This window comes from Azospirillum sp. UFLA03-27, from assembly GCF_059803775.1.
The window spans coordinates 19,695-40,528 of record NZ_JAUQTX010000023.1 but is presented as its reverse complement, the minus strand read 5'-3'; the positions used below and the strand labels follow the sequence as shown (position 1 = coordinate 40,528).

Annotated in this window: 16 protein-coding genes; 10 read left to right on the top strand and 6 right to left on the bottom strand. The window is 68.2% G+C overall.

Annotated elements, in window-relative coordinates:
• Positions 1–23: 23 nt before the first annotated feature.
• Entirely contained in the window at positions 24–938 is a 915-nt protein-coding gene (locus Q4I23_RS05840) for a DMT family transporter (RefSeq protein WP_498525575.1), read from the top strand.
• Positions 939–971: 33 nt separating this feature from the next.
• On the opposite strand, the gene Q4I23_RS05835 is transcribed toward Q4I23_RS05840, so the two are convergent.
• Entirely contained in the window at positions 972–4,538 is a 3,567-nt protein-coding gene (locus tag Q4I23_RS05835) for a PAS domain-containing protein (RefSeq protein ID WP_498525574.1), read from the bottom strand.
• 347 nt (positions 4,539–4,885) lie between these two features.
• Here Q4I23_RS05835 and Q4I23_RS05830 point away from each other — a divergent pair, with 347 nt between their 5' ends.
• The 7 genes from Q4I23_RS05830 (at position 4,886) to Q4I23_RS05800 (ending at position 13,291) form a co-directional block, all read left to right on the top strand.
• Positions 4,886–6,073, top strand: coding sequence for a multidrug effflux MFS transporter (locus tag Q4I23_RS05830; protein WP_498525573.1), 1,188 nt, complete (start codon positions 4,886–4,888; stop codon positions 6,071–6,073).
• A 130-nt stretch (positions 6,074–6,203) separates the two neighbouring features.
• Positions 6,204–7,148 (top strand): LysR family transcriptional regulator, encoded by a 945-nt coding sequence (locus tag Q4I23_RS05825; protein WP_498525572.1) that lies wholly within the window; start codon positions 6,204–6,206, stop codon positions 7,146–7,148.
• A gap of 156 nt (positions 7,149–7,304) precedes the next feature.
• Entirely contained in the window at positions 7,305–7,793 is a 489-nt protein-coding gene (locus Q4I23_RS05820; RefSeq protein WP_109069533.1) for a formate dehydrogenase subunit gamma, read from the top strand.
• On the top strand, positions 7,790–9,355 hold the full coding sequence (locus tag Q4I23_RS05815; RefSeq protein WP_498525571.1) for a formate dehydrogenase beta subunit: 1,566 nt from the start codon (positions 7,790–7,792) through the stop codon (positions 9,353–9,355). Before Q4I23_RS05820 ends, Q4I23_RS05815 begins: the two co-directional genes overlap by 4 nt.
• 19 nt (positions 9,356–9,374) lie before the next feature.
• Positions 9,375–12,203: a formate dehydrogenase subunit alpha gene (fdhF, locus tag Q4I23_RS05810; protein WP_498525570.1), complete on the top strand. Its 2,829-nt coding sequence runs from the start codon at positions 9,375–9,377 to the stop codon at positions 12,201–12,203.
• A 28-nt stretch (positions 12,204–12,231) separates the two neighbouring features.
• Positions 12,232–13,029, top strand: coding sequence for a formate dehydrogenase accessory sulfurtransferase FdhD (gene fdhD / locus Q4I23_RS05805; RefSeq protein ID WP_498525569.1), 798 nt, complete (start codon positions 12,232–12,234; stop codon positions 13,027–13,029).
• Positions 13,030–13,060: 31 nt separating this feature from the next.
• The gene (locus Q4I23_RS05800; RefSeq protein WP_454016625.1) at positions 13,061–13,291 is read left to right on the top strand and encodes a formate dehydrogenase subunit delta; all 231 of its coding nucleotides are present in this window, start codon (positions 13,061–13,063) and stop codon (positions 13,289–13,291) included.
• Between the two features lie 176 nt (positions 13,292–13,467).
• On the opposite strand, the gene Q4I23_RS05795 is transcribed toward Q4I23_RS05800, so the two are convergent.
• A complete protein-coding gene (locus Q4I23_RS05795; protein WP_498525568.1) occupies positions 13,468–13,905 on the bottom strand; it encodes a MarR family winged helix-turn-helix transcriptional regulator in 438 nt (145 codons plus the stop codon).
• A gap of 345 nt (positions 13,906–14,250) precedes the next feature.
• Here Q4I23_RS05795 and rimO point away from each other — a divergent pair, with 345 nt between their 5' ends.
• Positions 14,251–15,615 carry a 30S ribosomal protein S12 methylthiotransferase RimO gene (rimO, locus tag Q4I23_RS05790; protein WP_237906086.1) on the top strand — a complete coding sequence of 455 codons (1,365 nt, stop codon included), beginning with the start codon at positions 14,251–14,253 and terminating at the stop codon, positions 15,613–15,615.
• A gap of 67 nt (positions 15,616–15,682) precedes the next feature.
• Here rimO and Q4I23_RS05785 read toward each other — a convergent pair whose 3' ends face one another.
• The 4 genes from Q4I23_RS05785 to Q4I23_RS05770 form a co-directional block, all read right to left on the bottom strand.
• Complete coding sequence (locus tag Q4I23_RS05785; protein WP_454016152.1) at positions 15,683–16,018, bottom strand: tRNA-binding protein; 336 nt, start codon at positions 16,016–16,018, stop codon at positions 15,683–15,685.
• A 141-nt stretch (positions 16,019–16,159) separates the two neighbouring features.
• Positions 16,160–16,588: a phasin family protein gene (locus tag Q4I23_RS05780; protein ID WP_498525567.1), complete on the bottom strand. Its 429-nt coding sequence runs from the start codon at positions 16,586–16,588 to the stop codon at positions 16,160–16,162.
• 137 nt (positions 16,589–16,725) lie between these two features.
• The gene (locus tag Q4I23_RS05775) at positions 16,726–17,460 is read right to left on the bottom strand and encodes a TetR family transcriptional regulator (RefSeq protein ID WP_454016151.1); all 735 of its coding nucleotides are present in this window, start codon (positions 17,458–17,460) and stop codon (positions 16,726–16,728) included.
• Between the two features lie 56 nt (positions 17,461–17,516).
• On the bottom strand, positions 17,517–19,163 hold the full coding sequence (locus Q4I23_RS05770) for a hypothetical protein (RefSeq protein WP_498525566.1): 1,647 nt from the start codon (positions 19,161–19,163) through the stop codon (positions 17,517–17,519).
• Between the two features lie 146 nt (positions 19,164–19,309).
• Here Q4I23_RS05770 and hflX point away from each other — a divergent pair, with 146 nt between their 5' ends.
• Positions 19,310–20,716, top strand: a complete 1,407-nt coding sequence (gene hflX / locus Q4I23_RS05765; protein WP_454016149.1) for a GTPase HflX — start codon at positions 19,310–19,312, stop codon at positions 20,714–20,716.
• Positions 20,717–20,834 lie beyond the last annotated feature (118 nt).

Below are 20,834 nucleotides of genomic sequence, written 5' to 3'. Positions count from 1 at the left end.
GTTATAGTCTCGTGGGCTCGGAGATGTGTATAAGAGACAGGAACATCCCGCTCGGCATCGTCATGATGCTCGGGTCGGTGCTCCTGTTCTCCGTGATGAATGTGCTGGTGAAGCTGCTCTCGGAAACGTATCCCGTCATCGAGGTGACCTTCTTCCGCAACGCCATGGCGTTGATCCCGGTTGCGGTGGTCATCTCGTTGCAGGGCGGGTGGATCAGCAATCTGCGCACCGAACGGCCGATGGGTCATGTCTGGCGCTCGGTCGTCGGACTGACGGCGATGTCGCTGACCTTCTGGTCCTTCAACCTGTTGCCGCTGGGTGACGCGGTGGCTCTGAACTTCTCGGCCCCGCTGTTCCTCACCGCCCTGTCGGTGCCGCTGCTCGGCGAAAAGGTCGGCATCCACCGGTGGAGCGCGGTGCTGGTCGGCTTCGTCGGTGTTCTCATCATGGTCCAGCCGTCGGGCGAGATGCTGACGCACCTGGGCGCGCTGGTCGCCCTTGGCGCCGCCTTCTGCCAGTCCTTCGCGATGGTGGCGATTCGCCAGCTCAGCAAGACCGAGCGCGCCAACACCATCGTCTTCTACTTCACGGCGATCACCACCCTGATCCTGGCGCTGGTCATGCCCTTCGTGTGGGTCACCCCGCGCAGCCTGACCGATTTCGCCCTGCTGTCGGCCACCGGCGTCCTGGGCGGCGGCGCCCAGCTTTTCCTGACTCGGGCCTATTCGCTGGCCCCGGCGGCCGTGGTGGCGCCCTTCAACTACGCCGCGCTGCTGTGGGCCGTGCTGTTCGGCTGGCTGCTGTGGAACGAGATGCCGACCCTGCACATGGTGTCGGGGGCCGCCGTGGTGGCGGTCAGCGGACTCTACATCCTGCACCGCGAGACCCGACGCCGCCTTCCCCCAAGCCCGCCCGCGATGGGCGGCGGCGGCGACTGACCGCCGCAGCCTATTCAGCTCACTCCGCCGGCCTCACTCCGCCGGTTGCAGGGAACGCTCCATGGCCCCGGCGAGCTGGCGCGGGGTCACCGGCTTGTGCATCAGGCCGAAGCCGTGGCGCACGGCGTCGCGCTGGCACTCCGGACCGGTTTCCCCGGTCACGATGATCGCCGGGATCTCGGCGTCGAACAGCCGACGGATGTCGAGGATGGCGTCGGTGCCGACCTTGCCTTCGCGCAGGCGGTAGTCGGCGATGATGATGTCGGGCTTGCGACTGACCAAGCGCAGCTTGTCCACCGCCTGCTCCCCCGACCCGGCGATCAGCACCTCGTACCCCCATTCACGCAGGATGGCCTGAAGGCCCAGCAGCACGATGGCATCATCGTCAACGACCATGGCCAGCCGCTCATCGCCGCTCGCCGACGCGGCAAGCGCGGCCCCCATCGGCTCCACAGGCTTCGAGGTCTCGCCCAGCGGCACCTCGATGGTGAAGACCGACCCCGCGCCGGGCGTGGAGCAAACGGTCACCGGATGGTCCAGAAGCTGCCCGATGCGCTGAACGATGGCGAGGCCCAGCCCAAGCCCCTGGCTGCGGTCGCGCTCCGGGTTGCCGACCTGATGGAACTCCTCGAAGATTCGGGGCAGATGCTCGCCCGATATGCCGATGCCGGTGTCGGCGACCATTATCCGCATCCGTCCACCGGCGACCGTGCAGGTGATGGCGATGCTGCCCTGCTCCGTGTAGCGGATGGCGTTTTCCACGAGGTTGCGGATCATTCGGCCCAACAGCACGCGGTCGGAACGGATGTTGAGCGGACATCCCTCCATCGTCCAGTCGAGCCCCTTGCCGCGTGCCACCGGGGCGTAGCCCGCCGCGATGTGGTCGAGCAGGAGCGCCACCGGAAAATCCTCCAGCGTCGGCTTGACCACCCCGGCGTCCAGGCGCGACACGTCGAGCAGGCTGTCCAGCAACCCCTTCAGCGCGTCCAGCCCACTTTCCAGATGGCGCAACGCCTTCATCCCCTTCTCGCCCTGGACATGGCCGTGCAGCGCGCCGGAGAAGAGGAACAGCGACTGCATCGGCTGGCGGAGGTCGTGGCTGGCGGAGGCGAGGAACTTGGACTTCGACAGGGCGGCCCGCTCCGCCTCCTCCTTGGCGCGGCGCAGGGCGTCTTCGGTCTCCAGACGGTCGGTCACGTCGGTGTTCGTGCCGAACCACAGCACGATGGCGCCGTCGGAATCGCGCACCGGCAACGCCCGCGACAGGAACCAGCGGAAGGCGCCGTCCCGTCCGGCCATGGGAAAGGTGTCTTCCCAGGCTTCCCCCGTCCGGAAGGACCGCTGAAGACTGGCCGTCACGCGTTCGGCGTGGTCGGCGGGAAGGATTCCATCCCACAGCGGACCCGAGGCGGCATCCGCATTCTCGACGCCCGTGTAATCACACCAGCGCTGGTTGTACCAGAAGATGCGCCCGTCCGGGCGGGCCATCCAGGCGAGTTGCGGGATGGAGTCGGCCAGCGTGCGGAACCGCAGTCCGACCTGCTCCGCCTCCTCCTTGGCGGCCTGCATGGCGTCGCGTGCCTCGAAGATGTCGGTGATGTCGGTGGAGGTGCCGAACCAGCGCTCCTCCCCGGTTTCCGGGTCGGTGATCGGCAGGGCACGCTTCTTGAACCAGCGGTAGGTGCCGGCGGCGCTGCGGATGCGCGCCTCGGTGTCGAAAATCGTCCGCTGTTCGACCGCCTGCATCCAGACCATGAGAAGGCGCTTTCCGTCGTCGGGATGAACGGCCTCCGACCAGCCGAAACCCTGTGCCTCCTCCAGTCGCTGACCGGTGTAGGACAGCCATTGCTGGCTGAGGAAGTCGCAGCTGCCATCCGCCCGGCAGGTCCAGACCATCTGCGGCAGCGCTTCCAGGAGCGTGCGGTAGCGGTGCTCGCTGGCGCGCAGAGCCGCCTCGGCGGCACGGTGAGCCGACACGTCGCGGAAGTAGATGGACAGGCCGCCGCCAACCTGCGGGTAGACGTTGAACATGGTCCAGCGCTGGAAGATGCCGGACAGCGCCTCGAACTCGCGCGGCTGCTGGTCGGCCATGGCGGCCTCGAAACTGCGGATGATGGTGTTGCCCGCGACTTCGGGAAACAGGTCCAGCAGGCATCGGCCGACGAGGTCGTCGCGCGGACGCTCGAACATTTCCTGGGCGCGCTTGTTCACGTAGGTGATCCGCCAATCGCGGTCGATGGCGTAGAAGGCGTCGCCGATGCTCTCCAGGATCTGGTTCGCCTGCTCCACCGCGCGTTCCAGCGCCCGCTCGGCGAGAAGGCGCTTGCTGATGTCCTGGAAATAGATGGCCAACCCGGCGGACGATGGGAAAACCCGCAGGAAGAGCCAGACGCCGAGCGGCGCGAAGTAAGCCTCGAACTCGTCGGGATGGCGATCCCTCATGGCGACGTGCAGGCGGTCCCACAGCACCGTTCCCATGGCGTCGGGAAAGGCCTCCCACAGCCGCTGTCCGGTCAGGTCGCTGCTGCCGCCCATCAGGCCACGCGCGCGCCCGTTCATGTAGACGATGCGCCAGGACCGGTCGACCTCGTAGACGCCGTCCGTCGTGCTTTCCAAAATGGCGTGGGATCGCCGGTCGGCTTCCGCCGCGGCTTCCGCCACCCGCGCGCGCCGCTCCGCCTCCTCCTGCCGGTCATGGGAGCGGGCAAGGGCCCAGGCGACCAGCGCCGCCACCGCCAGCGCGCCCAGCCCGCCGCCGGCGACCGCGTAGACCGTGCGCCGCGCTGCCGCCTGGATCGGCTCGGCCGGCGTGCCGAGGGCCAGGAGCCAGCCGGGCGCCGCCACGGAGCCGGCCTTCGCCGACAGGACCTCCTGCCCCTGCTGGGTACGGGACAGGAAAAACTCGTCGCCGGTCTTCAGCGCCTGGGCAAGAGACTCGTGCGCCGGCTTTCCGACCGCCGGGTCGAAGGCCGTTTCGGACCTCGTCCGGGCGATGAAGCGCCCATCGCGGTCGAGAAGCGCGACGATCCAATCCGGCGTCGCCACCTGATCGACCAGGACCTGACGCAGGGACCACGCCCGCACATAGGCAGTCAGGACCAGCCGCACCTCGCCCACGCCCCAAACCGGCACACTGACCGCGAAGACCGGCTCCACCTTGCCGGCGGGGTCGGTTATGATGCCGCTGATCCAGACCTCTCCCGACCGGAACACACGGTCCGTCTGGGCCGATCGGGCCGCATGATCGATGGCGTCGGCGACCGGCTCCTGTGGCCGGTGGAGCAGGTTGACCTCACCCTGGCGGTCGCGCACCTCCAGGGCGACCCAATCCGGACGCTGGCGCAACGCACGTTCCGACCGCTCTCTCCAAACGGCGCGGTCGCCGATGTCCAGCGAACGGGCCGAGGACATGATTTCGAGCGCGCTGCGCGTCATGAGGACGCGCCCGTCCACCGTCCGCACCGCCGCGTCGGTGGCATGGCGGATCAGTTCCTCGACCGACCGCTCCTGCTGGCGGTCGACCAGCATGATCGCGGCCACCGCAAAGGCGACGAGCGGAAGAAGCGCCAGCAGCGCCACAAAAGGGAGACGAAGGCGCATACCCGGTTTTCACAAACTGTTGAGGGCACCCACTATAGACAGACACTCAGGCGACTCCCACAGAATCCGCCCGTCTATCACTATTTTCAGCATGAACCGCTTGAAATTCTTGAAACCATCAAATGAAGTTTGGGTACACTACAAAAGGTGGTAATGTGCAGCGCACAGGACGGCAAGCTGGCACAGCCTTGAATTGTCGATGACCAAATATCGATGGCCGGCCTGCGGGAATTCGATTTGCCGCGCAGACAGGCGCGCGGCACAGTGGCGCAATGCCTGAATCCATGCCCCATTCCGCTTCCGCCGGCCGGAGCGGCGACATTCGCTTCGGTGAATTCGTCGCGCTCATGGCCCTTTTGATGGCGCTGACGGCGCTGTCCATCGACATCATGCTGGTCGCCTTGCCGGACATCGCCAGCTCCTTCGGGGTGGTGCGGGAGAACGACCGGCAGTTCGTCATCACCGCCTACATGCTGGGCTTCGCGGTCGGGCAACCCTTCCATGGGCCGCTGTCCGACCGGTTCGGGCGCAAGCCGGTGCTGGCGGCCGGTCTGGTGATCTTCGCCATCGGGTCGTTGGGCGCGGTCTTCGCTCCCAGCTTCACGGCGCTGCTGGCCGCCCGCGCGTTGCAGGGCTTCGGCGCCGCCGCCCCGCGCGTCGTCGCCATCGCCATCGTGCGCGACCGCTTTGTCGGGCGCGACATGGCGCGGGTGATGTCCTTTGTCATGATGATCTTCATCATCGTGCCGATCATCGCCCCGGCGCTGGGCGAGGGAATCCTGCATCTCGGCACGTGGCCGTGGGTGTTCGGCGCGCTGTTCCTGGCGGCCGTGGCCGCCTTCGCCTGGTCGATGCTGCGGCTGGCGGAAACCCGCGCGGCGGAGGACCGGATGCCGCTGTCCCCCGCGGCGCTCGGCCACGCCTTCCACAAGGTGATGACGACGCGCGCGACGGTCGGCTACACCGCGGCCATGGGTCTGCTGTTCGGCGGACTGCTGAGTTACGTCGGCAGCGCCCAGCAGATTTTCGTGGATGTCTATGGGCTGGGGGCCATGTTCCCGGTGGCCTTCGGCGCCATCGCCGGCGTGATGGCCCTGGCCTCGTTGGTCAACGCGCGGCTGGTCGGGCGGGTCGGCATGCACCGGGTGTCGCACGTCGCCCTGATCGGCTACACGCTGACCGGCGTCGCCATGGCGCTGCTCGGCTTTCCCGAGCATCCGCCGCTGCTCGGCCTCGGCCTGTTCATGGCGGCAATCTTCTTCTGCTTCGGTCTGATCGCCCCGAACTTCAACGCGATGGCGATGGAGCCGCTGGGCCATGTGGCGGGCATGGGGTCGTCCTTCGTCGGCTTCTTCAGCACCGGCATGGCGGCGGTGGTCGGCTGGATCGTCGGCCAGTCCTTCGACGGCACCGTGCGCCCGCTGACCATCGGCTTCACCGTGCTGGGCGTGCTGGCGTTGCTGACGGTTTTGCTGACCGAGCGTGGAACGCTGATGCGCTCCACCCACGCCGCCGCGCCGCAACCGGGGGACTGAAAGCGCAGAAGCGCATAGGAGGGGAAGTGTCTCCGCCCTTGCCGGCGGTGTGCCCGATTCGGCATAACGTGCGCGACGCCTGGAAGCGGGCGCCGAGCGGGCACCGGCCCATCACGCGCGGGAGGGGACTGTGTTCCGCAAATTCGTCTATCTGCTGGCCCTGGCGCGCGAGCAGCATTTCGGCCGGGCGGCGGAGGCCTGCCACGTCTCCCAGCCGACGCTGTCCAACGCCATCCGCCAGCTCGAGGACGAGCTGCGCGTGCCCATCGTCGAGCGCGGGCAGAAATTTTCCGGCTTCACGCCGGAGGGGCTGAAGGTGCTCGAATACGCCCGCCGCATCGTCGCGGAGCGGGACGGGCTCTATCAGGAGCTGACGGCGCTGGGCCAGGGCCTGTCCGGCCATCTGCGCATCGGCGCCATCCCGACCGCCCTGCCCGCCGTCCCCCATGTGCTGGCCCGCTTCGCCGAACGTTACCCGCAGATCCGCTCCAGCGTGCGCTCGCTCAGCTCGCGGGACATCCAGCGCGACCTCGACGGGTTCGAGCTGGACGCCGCCGTCACCTATCTCGACAACGAGCCGCTGAGCAACGTCCGCACCGTTCCGCTGTTCTCGGAGCGCTACTTCCTGCTGGCGCAGCGCCGTCAGGTCCGGGAGGGCACCACCAGCATCCGCTGGGCGGACGCGGCGAAGCTGCCGTTGTGCCTGCTCACCCCGGACATGCAGAACCGGCGCATCGCCGACACCGCTTTCCGCATGGCCGACCGGACGGTGGTTCCGCTGATGGAGACGAACTCCATCGTCACCATCTACACCATCGTGCGCAGCGGTCTGGCCGCCAGCGTGGTGCCGAGCCAGCTCCTCACCCTGGTCGCGCTCCACCCCGATCTGGTGGCTCTGCCGCTGACCGAGCCGGACCTCACCTACGCTGTCGGACTCGTCTACGCCGACCGCGAACCGCCCGCCCCGCTCGCCAAGGCGCTGGCCGCCGTTGCCGCGGAACCGGGCCTCGCCGAGCGCGTACGCGCCTTGACCGACGAGGCGCTATCCCCCTGGGGCCTCCAAAAAGGGCTATGATCTCAATGGCATAACCGTTCTGCTCGTGTGGTGATAGCCAAACCCTATCACCGCATCAGAAAATCAAATTTGCGCGCCTCCCCCAATGTCCGTAACGCTGACGGACAAGACACCAACGAAGCGCCGCCGATCCAGGCGGGCGCGGGGGAGGAGACCATGAACGCCCGATCTCCATGGAGCGAGGACCGCGCCACGGCGGTGATCGCCGCCAACCGTCACCTGCGCGGGGCCTTGCTGCCGATGCTGCACGCTCTGCAAGAAGAATTCGGCTGCATCGACGAGGAGGCCATCCCGCTGCTAGCGCGTGAGCTGAACCTGTCGCGCGCCGACGTGCACGGGGTGGTGTCCTTCTACCACGAATTCCGCCGCAGCCGTCCGGGCCGCCACACGATCAAGGTCTGCCGGGCCGAGGCCTGCCAGTCGATGAACGCCGACGGGCTGATCGACCACATCCGCCGCCGCCTGAAGGTGGACTTCCACGAGACCACCGCCGACGACGCCTTCTCGCTGGAACCGGTCTTCTGCCTGGGCAACTGCGCCCTGGCCCCCGCCGTGATGGTGGACGAGACGCTGCACGGCCGGGTCAGCCCGGCCCGCTTCGACGCCATCACCGCCTCCACCCTGGCCACGGAGGCCGCGCGATGAGCGAGCCCCTGCACACGGTGTACGTGCCGCGCGACGCCGCCGCTCTGTCGGTGGGCGCCGACGAGACCGCCGCCGCCATCCGCGCCGAGGCCACCAAGCGTGGCATCCCGCTGCGCATCGTCCGCAACGGCTCCCGCGGCATGCTGTGGCTGGAGACTCTGGTCGAGGTGGAGACGCCCGAGGGCCGCGTCGCCTACGGCCCGGTGATGGCCGAGGACGTGGCCGGCCTGTTCGACGCCGGCTTCCTCGAAGGCGCCGACCACGCGCTGGCCCACGGCCTGACTGAGAAGATCCCCTATTTCGCCAAGCAGGAGCGGCTGACCTTCGCCCGCTGCGGCATCATCGACCCGCTGTCGGTCGAGGATTACCGGCTGCACGGCGGCTTCCGCGGGCTGGAGCGGGCGCTCGCCATGACCCCGGCGGAGATCGTCACCGAGGTCACCGAATCCGGCCTGCGCGGCCGCGGCGGCGCCGGCTTCCCGACCGGCATCAAGTGGAACACGGTGCTGAACGCCAAGGCGGACCAGAAGTACATCTGCTGCAACGCCGACGAGGGCGACAGCGGCACCTTCGCCGACCGCATGATCATGGAAGGCGACCCCTTCTGCCTGATCGAGGGCATGACCATCGCCGCCATCGCGGTGGGCGCCACCGAAGGCTACATCTACATCCGCTCCGAGTACCCGCACGCCGTCGCGACCATGCGCGAAGCGATCCGGCTGGCCTATGACGAGAAGTGGCTGGGCGACGAGATCCACGGCACCGCCCACCGCTTCCACCTCGACGTCCGCGTCGGGGCCGGCGCCTACATCTGCGGCGAGGAGACCTCCATGCTGGAAAGCCTGGAGGGCAAGCGCGGCACGGTCCGGGCCAAGCCGCCGCTGCCGGCGCTGGAGGGCCTCTTCGGCAAACCGACCGTCGTCAACAACGTGCTGTCGCTGACCTCGGTCCCGATCATCCTGGACAAGGGCGCCAACCACTACCGCGACTTCGGCGTCGGCCGGTCGCGCGGCACGCTGGCCTTCCAACTCGCCGGCAACATCAAGCACGGCGGCATCGTCGAGAAGGCCTTCGGCGTCACCCTGCACGAGCTGCTCTACGAGTTCGGCGGCGGCACCATCACCGGGCGCCCGATCCGCGCGGTGCAGGCCGGCGGCCCGCTCGGCGCCTACCTGCCGCCCTCGCTGTTCGAGCTGCCGAAGGATTACGAGGCCTTCGCGGCGGTCGAGGCGATGGTCGGCCACGGCGGCATCGTCGTCTTCGACGACAGCGTGGACATGGCCAAACAGGCCCGCTTCGCCATGGAGTTCTGCGCCGCCGAATCCTGCGGCAAGTGTACCCCCTGCCGCATCGGCGCGGTGCGCGGCGTCGAGGTGATGGACCACATCATCGCCGGCGAGAAGGTTGCGGCGAACATCACACTGCTCAACGACCTGTGCGAGGTCATGACCGACGGCTCGCTCTGCGCCATGGGCGGCATGACGCCGATCCCGGTGCGCAGCGCCCTGAAGCACTTCCCCGAGGATTTCACCCGCAGCCCCGCGGCTGTCGCGGCCGAGTGAGCGGAAAGGACCAGACCCCATGTCCATCCAAGACATCGATTACGGCACCCCGGCCCGCGAGTCCGCCACCATGGTGACGCTGGACATCGACGGCCGCACGGTGACCGTGCCGGAAGGCACCTCGGTGATGCGCGCGGCGATGGAAGCCGGCATCACCGTGCCGAAGCTGTGCGCCACCGACATGCTGGACGCCTATGGCTCCTGCCGCCTGTGCATGGTGGAGATCGAGGGACGGCGCGGCACGCCGGCCTCCTGCACCACGCCGGTCGCCCCGGGCATGAAGGTGCACACCCAGAACGAGCGTCTGGGCCGGCTGCGCCGCGGCGTGATGGAGCTGTACATCTCCGACCACCCGCTGGACTGCCTGACCTGCCCGACCAACGGCAATTGCGAGCTTCAGGACATGGCCGGCGCGGTCGGCCTGCGCAACGTCCGCTACGGCTACGAGGGTGAGAACCACCGCGCCGCCGTGAAGGACGAGAGCAACCCCTACTTCACCTTCGACCCGTCCAAGTGCATCGTCTGCTCGCGCTGCGTGCGGGCCTGCGGCGAGGTCCAGGGCACCTTCGCCCTGACCATCGACGGGCGCGGCTTCGACAGCAAGGTGTCGCCGGGCGCGCTCGAACAGTTCATGGACAGCGAGTGCGTGTCCTGCGGCGCCTGCGTCCAGGCCTGCCCGACCGCCACCCTGACCGAGAAGTCGCTGATCGAGCTGGGCCAGCCGGAGCACAGCGTCATCACCACCTGCGCCTATTGCGGCGTCGGCTGCTCCTTCAAGGCGGAGATGAAGGGCACCACAGTGGTCCGCATGGTCCCCCACAAGGATGGCGGCGCCAACGAGGGCCATTCCTGCGTCAAGGGCCGCTTCGCCTGGGGCTACGCCACCCACGCCGACCGCCAGACGCAGCCGATGATCCGCGAGAGCATCGACGATCCGTGGCGCGTCGTGTCCTGGGAGGAGGCGATCTCTTACGCCGCCACCCGTCTGCGCGCGGTCCAGCAGAAGTATGGCCGCGGCTCCATCGGCGGCATCACCTCGTCCCGTTGCACGAACGAGGAGGTGTATGTCGTCCAGAAGATGATCCGCGCCGCCTTCGGCAACAACAACGTCGACACCTGCGCCCGTGTCTGCCACTCCCCGACCGGCTACGGCCTGAAGCAGACCTTCGGCACGTCTGCCGGCACGCAGGACTTCCGAAGCGTCGACAAGTCGGACGTGATCCTGGTCATCGGCGCCAACCCGACGGACGGCCACCCGGTCTTCGGCTCGCGCATGAAGAAGCGGCTGCGCCAGGGCGCCAAGCTGATCGTCATCGACCCGCGCCGCATCGACCTCGTGCGCAGCCCGCACGTCTCGGCCACGCACCACCTCCAGCTCCGTCCCGGCACCAACGTCGCCGCAATGAACGCGCTGGCCCATGTGATCGTGACCGAGGAGCTGGTCGACCGCAATTTCGTGGCCGAGCGGTGCGACCCGATGGAGTTCGCCCGTTGGGAAGCCTTCGTCCGCGACCCGCGCCACTCCCCGGAGAACACCGAGCAGTACACCGGCATCCCGGCGGCGGAGATGCGCGCGGCGGCCCGGCTCTACGCCACCGGCGGCAACGCGGCCATCTATTACGGCCTGGGCGTGACCGAGCACAGCCAGGGCTCGACCGCCGTGATGGGCATGGCGAATCTCGCCATGGCGACCGGCAACATCGGGCGTGACGGCGTCGGCGTGAACCCGCTGCGCGGCCAGAACAACGTCCAGGGCTCCTGCGACATGGGCTCCTTCCCGCACGAGCTGACCGGCTACCGCCACGTCTCCGACGACGTGGTCCGCCAGCAGTTCGAGGAGGTGTGGAACGCCGCGCTCGACCCCGAGCCGGGCCTGCGCATCCCCAACATGTTCGACTCCGCGGTGGACGGCACCTTCATGGGCCTGTTCGTCCAGGGCGAGGACATCGCCCAGTCCGACCCGAACACCCAGCATGTGTTCGCCGCCCTGCGGGCCATGGAGATCGTCGTGGTGCAGGACCTGTTCCTGAACGAGACCGCGGCCTTCGCCCACGTCTTCCTGCCCGGCACCTCCTTCCTGGAGAAGGACGGCACCTTCACCAACGCCGAGCGCCGCATCAACCGCGTCCGCCCGGTGATGCCATCCAAGACCGGCAAACAGGAATGGGAGGTCGTCTGCGATCTGGCCACCGCCATGGGCTATCCCATGTACTACCGGACCAGCGCGCAGATCATGGACGAGATCGCCCGCCTGACCCCGAGCTTCTCTGGCGTCAGCTTCGCGAAGCTGGACCGGGTGGGCAGCGTGCAATGGCCGTGCACCGACGAGGACTCGGTCGGCACCCCGATCATGCACGCCGACGGCTTCGTCCGCGAGGGCAAGGCGTCCCGGGGCCGCTTCATGATCACCGAGTATGTGCCGACGGAAGAGCGGGCCTCCCGCTTCTACCCGCTGATCCTGACGACGGGCCGCATCCTCAGCCATTACAACGTCGGCGCCCAGACCCGCCGCACCGCCAACGTGGCGTGGCATCCGGAAGACATCCTTGAGGTCCACGCCCACGACGCCGAGGAGCGGGGCATCCGCGACGGCGATCTGGTCTCCATCGCCAGTCGCGTCGGCGCCACCACGCTGCGGGCGCGCATCTCCGACCGGATGCCGCAGGGGGTGGTCTACACCACCTTCCACCACCCGGTGACGGGCGCCAACGTGGTCACGACCGAGAATTCGGATTGGGCCACCAACTGCCCCGAATACAAGGTAACCGCGGTGCAGGTGACGCTGAGCAACCACCCGTCCGACTGGCAGATCCGCCGCGGCGATCTGGTGGAAGTGGCGGCGGAGTAAAGCGGCAACGCGCAGCGGAGGACCGGCCATGCTCACCCACGCCCATTCCCTGCCGGCCAGCGGCACCGGCTTTCCGGAAACCGCCGATCAGGCGGCGAATCAGGCAAACGTGACGTGGCTGGTCGCCGAGGAGACTCCGGTGGCGTTCGAATACAACGGACGCTCCCACGCCGTGATGATGGCGACGCCCGCCGATCTGGAGGACTTCGCGCTGGGCTTCAGCCTGTGCGAGGAAATCGTCGGCAGCGCCGCCGACATCGACCGCATTGCCGTCCGCCCGGTGGAGGACGGCATCGTCCTGTCCATCGAGGCCGACCCGTTGCGTCTTCTGCGCGGCTCGCTCCGCCGCCGTTCCATGGAGGGGCGGAGCGGCTGCGGCCTGTGCGGGATTGACAGCCTCGCCAACGCGGTGCGCGAGCCGCCGCGGGTGACGGCGGGCTTCACCCCGTCGGTGGAGGCGGTGGCCGCCGCGTTCACCGCCCTGCCCGACCATCAGCCGATGAACCGCGCCAACAAGTCCCTGCACGCCGCGGCCTGGGCCGGGCCGGAGGGGCGCATCGTGATGGCGCGGGAAGACGTCGGGCGGCACAACGCCCTCGACAAGCTGGCCGGCGCGCTGGCCCGTGCGGGGATCGACCCGTCCGACGGCTTCGCGGTGATGAGCAGCCGTTGCAGCTTCGAGCTGGTCCAGAAGGCCGCGACCATCGGCATCCCCATGCTCGCCACCATTTCCGCCCCCACGGCACTGGCGCTGAAGCTCGCCCGCGCCGCCAGCATGACGCTGGCCGCCCGTGCGCGCGGTAACGGCGTCATGCTGTTCCGTTGACGAAGAAAACCAAATTTCCGGGAGCCGACCCATGGACACCACACGCGAACTCGTCCGTATGGCGAATCAGATCGCCAGCTATTTTCAGTCCTACCCGCAGGACGAGGCGGTGGCCGAGACCGCCGGCCACATCCGCGCCTTCTGGGAGCCGCGCATGCGCCAGCGCCTGCTGGAGCACAGCAGCGCGGGCGGCGAAGGCCTGCACGAGATCGTCACCCAGGCGGTCGAGCGGTTGAAGGGGCCGACCGTGGGGAGCGCGTAGTTCGGTGACGTTCTTGCCACCTTCCCGGCGCTCCTCCGCTCTCGGCGGACCGAATGTCCGCCTGCCGCGTCAGCACAAACCTCTGGTTTGTGCGAGAGCTTCGCGGGAGAGGGGGGTAGTTCCCTCTCCTGCGAAGCGGGGGAGGGTTTGGGTGGGGGCAACAGCACCCCTCCTGTTCAGGCCCGTTTGCTCAACAAACCCTTCAGCACGCGCGACAGCAGGTCCGCGAGTTGGAACTGCTCCGGTCCCGGCAGGGCCGCGATGACCGCGGCGAAGTCCTTCAGCGGATCGTGTTCGAGAAGGGCCAGCGCCTTCTCCGTGGGGTGAAGCTGCACGACGCGGCGGTCCTCCGGCACCGGGACGCGCGTCAGCAGTTCCTTCGTCACCAGGACCTCGACCATCTGGGACGCCGCGCCGCGGGTCGTCGCGTGAAAGTCGGCGAAGGCGGACACCGTCCGCTGGCTGTCGTTGGCGCGCGCGAAGTAGCGCAACGCCGTCCATTGCGACGGTTTCAAGCCCTGCGTATAGCCCATGCTGTCGGCGATATGGCCGATGTGCATCATGACCTCGGCAATCGCTTGCGCCGAAGCCAGGGACGGCGGGCTTTTCGACATGACAGCGGGGTCTCGACAGTTGCCAGAATAAACAAGCGCTGCACAGCAAGTGCCGGCAACGAGTCTGTACGTTTCAGAGACTATACGAACACCAAACTAACATACCCCAGCAGGCAAGTCCATGACTCCCCACCCCCGACGACGAGCCGCACACTACGGTATCGGGAGGGTAAACGAAACATTGACCTCAAACCTCATTCAGCACAAGGTGTCGCACCCCCCTGTGGCGCCGTGCGGATTACCGGACAGGTGCGGAGACAACGCAGGGCACCTACCACCTCGTGTCGGGGCTGCGCCGCGCGTTTTGTCTGGCGTTGCGCCGCGACTCGCCTATATATGCGCGCCATGACCAGCACGCCCCCGTCCATTCCCGGTTTCAAGACCAACCCGGCTTCCTCCCCCAAGGTGGGGATCGTCAGCCTGGGCTGTCCCAAAGCGCTCGTCGACTCCGAGCGCATCCTCACGCGCCTGCGCGCCGAAGGCTACGAGATCTCGCCGTCCTACGACGGCGCGGACGTCGTGCTGGTCAACACCTGCGGCTTCCTCGATTCCGCCAAGAAGGAATCGCTGGAGGCCATCGGCGAGGCGATCAAGGAAAACGGCCGGGTCATCGTGACCGGCTGCATGGGCGTGGAATCGGACATGATCCGGCAGGTCCATCCGGACGTGCTGGCCGTCACCGGCCCCCACCAGTACGAGCAGGTGGTCAACGCGGTGCACGATGCCGTGCCGCCGGTCCACGACCCCTTCACCGATCTGGTGCCGCCGGAAGGGCTGCGGCTGACCCCACGCCACTACGCCTATCTGAAGATCTCGGAAGGCTGCAACAACCGCTGCAGCTTCTGCATCATCCCGTCCCTGCGCGGCGATCTGGTCAGCCGTCCGGTCGCTTCGGTCCTGCGCGAGGCAGAAAAGCTGGCGACCGCTGGCGTCAAGGAACTGCTGGTCATCTCCCAGGACACCAGCGCCTACGGCGTCGACCGCAAGTACGCGGAAGAGGACTGGTACGGGCGCAAGGTGAAGGCGCGCTTCATCGACCTCTGCCGCGAGCTGGCGAACTTCGACGTCTGGGTGCGCCTGCACTACGTCTACCCCTACCCGCATGTGGACGAGGTGATCCCGCTGATGGCGGAGGGCCGCATCCTCCCCTATCTGGACATCCCGTTCCAGCACGCCTCCCCCACCGTGCTGAAGGCGATGCGCCGTCCGGCGGCCCAGGAGAAGCAGCTCGACCGCATCCGGAAGTGGCGGCAGGAATGCCCGCATCTGGTGCTGCGCTCCACCTTCATCACCGGCTTCCCCGGCGAGACGGAGGAGGACTTCCAGTTCATGCTGGACTGGCTGAAGGAAGCGCAGCTCGACCGCGTCGGCTGCTTCAAGTACGAGCCGGTCGAGGGCGCCACCGCCAACGACCTTCCCGGCGCCGTGCCGGAAGAGGTCAAGCAGGAGCGCTGGGAGCGCTTCATGGAAACGCAAAAGGCGATCAGCGCCGAGCGGCTCCAGCAGAAGGTCGGGTTCACGCTCGGCGTCCTCATCGACGAGGTCGACGAGGAGGGCGCCATCGGCCGTTCCTACGCCGATGCCCCGGAGATCGACGGCAACGTCTTCCTGAACGGCGAAACGAACGTGAAGCCGGGCGACATCGTGGACGTGACCATCGAGCACGCCGACGAATACGACCTCTGGGGCTCCATCGAGCGCGCCGAGTAAGCGGCTTCGCCCAAAACAAAAGGGCCGGGGCGGCAACGCCTCCCGGCCCTTTTGCTTTTCGTTGACCTCAGTACAGCCGCCCGCCGTTCGGCACGCCCTGCCCGGGTCCGACCAGCACCACCTCGCCATCCGCGTCGGGCAGGCCCAGACACAGAACCTCGCTGGTGAAAGGGCCGATGCGCTTGGGCGGGAAGTTCACCACGCCCAGCACCTGCCGCCCCACCAGCTCATTGAGCGTATAGTGGCGCGTGATCTGGGCGGAGCTGCGCCGGGTCCCGATTTCCGGCCCGAAGTCGATGGTCAGCTTGTAAGCGGGCTTGCGCGCCTCCGGAAAAGGCTCCGCCGCGGTGATGGTGCCGACGCGGATGTCCACCTTCAGAAAATCGTCGTAACTGATGGTCACGGGTCTCGTCCCTGCCCTATTGCGGTTTGTCACGGTGTCAATCGTCACGGGCAAGGCTATCACCGACGGCGGCGACGCTGAAACGCGAAAGGGCCGCCCCGGTGGGCGGCCCCTTGCGGCACTCTCCGGCTGAAGCGGAGCTTACTTCTTGGCGATGGCGGCCTTGACCTCGTCCAGGCTCTCCGACACGCGCTTGGACAGCACGTCGGCGGCCTCGGTGTTGGACTTGGCGACCAGCTCGGCCAGTTCCTTGATGTTCGACAGGGCCTTCTCGAAGGCGGTCTTCACCAGTTCGGCCTGCTTGGCGGCCTTCTCTTCCGGCGTGCCGGCGGCGGCGACCTGATTCACGTAGCTGCCGGCCTCCTCGACGGAGGAGCGGACGATCTCGGCCTGGCGGCGCAGCACGGCCTGCAGACCCTCGATCGCGAGTTGGTTGGCGGAGGTCACCGCCTCGATGTTCTTACGCTGGCTCGCCAGGATGGACTCGATGTCCAGGCCCGGCACCTTGTATTCGCCCAGCATCTTGGACAGATCGAATTCGAGGAACGGGTTACCGGTCTGCTTGGCCATGGTTCTCACCCCCGACGAAAGGATTCATTCGGCGTGCTGCGGCGCAGCAAACCTGTGGCGCGACTATGCAGATTGCCAAAAAGATAGTCAACGCCCTTGTGCGTCGCACCAGGGGCTACACTGCGTCCTACGGAACCTCAACCGGCGGACGCGCTTCCTGGTTCCCTGGTCGGTTCCACGGCGCCCTGCGGGGCTGTGGGCGATTCGGTTGCGGAGTCGCGTCCGGATCTGCGGCGTAATGCCCCAGCCCAGCGTTCCGCCCGCCGCAGTTCGGAATCGAGCGCCGCCATGGTCCGCGATAGGTCGGCGCTGTCGTCCTCCAAGAAGACGCGCATGACCCGCGCCTGCACCGCGCCCAGCCCGGCCACGAGCAGGGCGCCGCCGGTCCGGTCGGCCCCCACCCCGGCGGCACGCAGCATCCAGGCCATCGACCGCCCGAAATGACGGGAGAAGGCCAGCGCGGTCAGCGGCTCCCGCCGCAGGTCGCGGACGACCGAGCGCAACCCGTCCCGGTAGGGCAGCAAAGCGTCGTAACGGCGCATCATCACGTCGAACAGCCGGTCGCGGGCGCTCTCGTCCGGACCGGCTGGCGCGTCGTCGGCGAGAACCGCGGTGTCGGCGACCCGCGACACGGCGGCCAGCACATCGGAGCGATCGGGAAAGCGGCGGTAGAAGACGTCGGGCGCCACCCCCGCCGCCCGTGCGATCGCCAGCAACCCGGTGTTGCGCCAGCCCTGCCCGGCGGCGAGCCGCATCGCTGCGGCGGCCACCCGCCGATCCAGTTCGTCGGCGCCTCCCCCTCCCGCAGCATTCCCCGCGGCGTCGGGGGCGTCCGGATCGGTCTTCCAGGGGGTGTCGGCGGTGTCGTCCATGGGGTCGAGCCTCGTGGTCAGCCTATCCCCATGATGTGGGACGCCCGCGCCGCGCCTCAACCGGGGCGGCAGAAGGGGAAGGGCTCGACCCGCTTCATATAAGTGGGTATCCAGCCACATTGGCCGGCCGGGTTGGGCAGGCGGATGGCCTCGATGGCGGGCCAGACCTGGGCAACCACCACCACCAGCGCCACCATGCCGAATATCCAGCGGCGCGTCCGGGTGCGCTCCAGAAGACCGGGCAGGCACAGCAGCACCCAGGCCGCGGCAAGCCCCATCAACGGGTCGGTGTAAGCGGCGTAGGCCCGCTGGAAGCCGCGCAGGGAGAACAGCGTCTCCAAACCCCAGGCGACCAGCAGCAGAAGCGCCGCCTGCGCCGCGGCCACCCGCTCCCCTCGGCGCCACAGGACGATGCAGCCGCCGATGATGAACCACTCCACCACGACGGTCTGCGGAATGTTGTCGGGGTGTAAGACGATGGTGCGGATCGCCAGCGTGCGCCATAGCCCCTTCGCCAGCAGCGTCACCAGCCCGTCGGAGAGCACCTGCTCCTGCCCCTGGAGCGCCGCCTGATGCTTCCAGGTGGTGAAGACGAACATGTGCTCGATCAGGTTGGCGACGGCGATGACGTTCTGCTCATGCGGGCGGATCGTCAGGGCGAGCACGCCGAGCGCCAGCCCGAGCGCGACCGCCGCCATGGCCGCCGCCGCGTAGGACAGGCGCACCCGCCACACCGCCGCGTAGACGGCCATGCCGAGGAAGGCCCAGCCGACGATGATCCCCTGATAGACCCCCGACAATCCGCCGCCGACCGGACGGTAGGGATAGAGCGACTGGCCGGCGCTGGCGATGCCATGCTGGATCAGGGCCACCGCGGGCAGCGCCGCCGCGCCCGCCGCCAGAGCCAGAATCCCGGCGGCGATCCAGTATCGTCCGCCCTCCCCCGCGAAGCGGTGCCCGAAGGCCAGCGCAATCACCGGAATGCCCAGCGCCAGGAAGATCGCCTGGATCTTCGTCACCACCGCCAGTCCGGCCAGCAGCCCGGCCAGCCCGAGAAGCAGCAGAGGCCGCCATCCCGGTGCGGTGCGGATGGCGACCAGCACCAGAAGAAGCGCCGTCACCACGAAGGAGGCCGACAGCAGGTCGGTGCGCATCTGCCGCGCCTGGGTGGACAGGCCGATGCCGAAGGCCATCACCACGGCCGCCAGGAAGGCCACCCGACGATCGCCGACCAGCGCGCGGACGAGGTTGGCGTAGATCAGCGCGAAGCCGGTGGTGACGAGGATGGACAGAGCCCGCCCGGCCTCCACCAAATTCTGCCAGGCCGCGTTGTAGGCTGCGGTGTCGGCGGCGGGCGGCAGGCCGGAGAGGGTGATGACCGGCATCAGGCCAAGCGCGTGCAGCAGCCGGTACCAGACCTCGATCACCAGGAAATAGGTGTAGCCGGGATGGTCGAAATACTCCTGGGGCAGCCCCTCGCTGAACAGCAGCCCGTGATAGGCCAGCACCAGATCCTGGTCGGCGTGCGACCAGTAAGGGGTGCGGAAGCCGATCGCCAGGGCCGACGCCACCATCACCGCCGCCAGCGCCGCGCACAGCCCCCACCAGGGCCAGCGGTCCAGCACGCCGGTGCCGGGCACGCCGGCGGACCGGTTGGGCATGACCGTATGGGGTGAGGCGGCGCCGCGGTCCAAGGATGACATGATGGGAGTATGTCCAGAGGTTACACGCCACCGGTTTGTGCACGATTCCGGACGGTTTTGGAACCGCGGCAGCGGCGCGCTGTTTTTTGCGGACCTGCAACTCTTGATCGCTCAACCCCATCGCCAGAAGGAACGGTGCCAGCCCGATGCCTGATTCCGACGACCGCCCGTCACCCCGTTCCGCCGCCTTCGTTTCCCGTAGCGTCCAGGGCAACGATCCTGACGGGGCGGGACCGCCCTCCGCCGGCCGCGCCCTGGTTATCCTGCCGGTCCTGCCCACGCACCCCGACGATGGAAACGCCGCGGCGCGCCAGCCCGACGCGCGGCTCTCCGAAGCGATCGCGCTTGCCCAGGCCATCCGCCTGGAGGTGCCGCACGCCGAGGTGATCCGCGTCGCCCGCCCCGACCCCGCCACCCTGTTCGGGCGCGGCACCGCCGATCGGATCGGCGGCATGGTGGAAGCCTTCCACGCCGATCTGGTGGTGATCGACCATCCGCTCAGCCCGGTGCAGCAGCGCAATCTGGAGCGCCGCTGCATGGCCAAGGTGATTGACCGCACCGGCCTCATCCTGGAAATCTTCGGGGAGCGCGCCCACACCCGCGAGGGCCAGTTGCAGGTCGAGTTGGCGGCCCTCACCTACCAGCGCTCGCGGCTGGTGCGGTCCTGGACCCACCTGGAGCGGCAGCGCGGCGGTTTCGGCTTCCTGGGCGGCCCCGGCGAAAGCCAGCTCGAACTCGACCGCCGTCTGATCGCCGAGCGCATCAGCCGCCTGAAGTCGGATCTGGAGGAGGTGCGGCGGACCCGCAAGCTGCACCGCTCCGCCCGGCAGCGCGGCGGCACGCCGCTGGTGGCGCTGGTCGGCTACACCAACGCCGGCAAATCGACGCTGTTCAACCGGCTGTCCGGCGCTGGGGTCGCCGCCGAGGACATGCTGTTCGCCACGCTCGACCCCACGGTGCGCCGGATCGCGCTCTCCTCCGGCAAGACCATGGCCTTGTCGGACACGGTGGGCTTCGTGTCGGAATTGCCGACCCAACTCGTCGCCGCCTTCCGCGCGACGCTGGAGGAGGTGCAGGCCGCCGACCTGATCCTGCATGTCCGCGACGTCTCGCATCCCGACACGGCGGCGCAGAAGGCGGACGTGGATTCTGTGCTGGCCGACCTCGGGATCGATGCCGCCAACGACCCGCGGGTGGTGGAGGTTTTGAACAAGACCGACCAGATGCCGGCGACGGCCCGCGGCGCGCTCCACATGCGCCTCGCCAACCAGCGGATGATGGAGGGAGAGGAACGGGCCGTCGCCGTGTCCGCCCTGACCGGGGAGGGGCTGGACGACCTGCTGGATCTTCTGGACCGCCGCGTATCGGCCGAGCGGCAGGTGCTGGAGCTGAGCGTCAACCTGTCGGACGGACGCGCCCTGGCGTGGCTGTACGAGCATGGGCAGGTGCTGGATCGCCGGGACGAGGATGGGCAGGCCCATGTGCACGTGGCCTTGGCCCCCGCCGACGCCGCCCGCTTCGAAAGCCGGTTCGTCGGGCAGGACAGCCGTTGACGGGGCATCGCCCGCGGTTTGGTCCGTCGTTTCGGATGGTTTGAAACCACTGCCTCTCTCCTGCGTTGTGACGGGAAGGCCGGTCCGTGACCCGCCCGGTCCGTGATCCGCCATGACC

What these genes read in the sequence shown, in the direction of transcription:
- Q4I23_RS05840 (WP_498525575.1), top strand. Translation starts at nt 24, where the DNA reads ATGTGTATAAGAGACAGGAACATCCCGCTCGGCATCGTCATGATGCTC.
- Q4I23_RS05835 (WP_498525574.1), bottom strand. Translation starts at nt 4,538, where the DNA reads ATGCGCCTTCGTCTCCCTTTTGTGGCGCTGCTGGCGCTTCTTCCGCTC.
- Q4I23_RS05830 (WP_498525573.1), top strand. Translation starts at nt 4,886, where the DNA reads ATGGCCCTTTTGATGGCGCTGACGGCGCTGTCCATCGACATCATGCTG.
- Q4I23_RS05820 (WP_109069533.1), top strand. Translation starts at nt 7,305, where the DNA reads ATGAACGCCCGATCTCCATGGAGCGAGGACCGCGCCACGGCGGTGATC.
- Q4I23_RS05815 (WP_498525571.1), top strand. Translation starts at nt 7,790, where the DNA reads ATGAGCGAGCCCCTGCACACGGTGTACGTGCCGCGCGACGCCGCCGCT.
- fdhF (WP_498525570.1), top strand. Translation starts at nt 9,375, where the DNA reads ATGTCCATCCAAGACATCGATTACGGCACCCCGGCCCGCGAGTCCGCC.
- fdhD (WP_498525569.1), top strand. Translation starts at nt 12,232, where the DNA reads ATGCTCACCCACGCCCATTCCCTGCCGGCCAGCGGCACCGGCTTTCCG.
- Q4I23_RS05800 (WP_454016625.1), top strand. Translation starts at nt 13,061, where the DNA reads ATGGACACCACACGCGAACTCGTCCGTATGGCGAATCAGATCGCCAGC.
- Q4I23_RS05795 (WP_498525568.1), bottom strand. Translation starts at nt 13,905, where the DNA reads ATGTCGAAAAGCCCGCCGTCCCTGGCTTCGGCGCAAGCGATTGCCGAG.
- rimO (WP_237906086.1), top strand. Translation starts at nt 14,251, where the DNA reads ATGACCAGCACGCCCCCGTCCATTCCCGGTTTCAAGACCAACCCGGCT.
- Q4I23_RS05780 (WP_498525567.1), bottom strand. Translation starts at nt 16,588, where the DNA reads ATGGCCAAGCAGACCGGTAACCCGTTCCTCGAATTCGATCTGTCCAAG.
- Q4I23_RS05775 (WP_454016151.1), bottom strand. Translation starts at nt 17,460, where the DNA reads ATGGACGACACCGCCGACACCCCCTGGAAGACCGATCCGGACGCCCCC.
- Q4I23_RS05770 (WP_498525566.1), bottom strand. Translation starts at nt 19,163, where the DNA reads ATGTCATCCTTGGACCGCGGCGCCGCCTCACCCCATACGGTCATGCCC.
- hflX (WP_454016149.1), top strand. Translation starts at nt 19,310, where the DNA reads ATGCCTGATTCCGACGACCGCCCGTCACCCCGTTCCGCCGCCTTCGTT.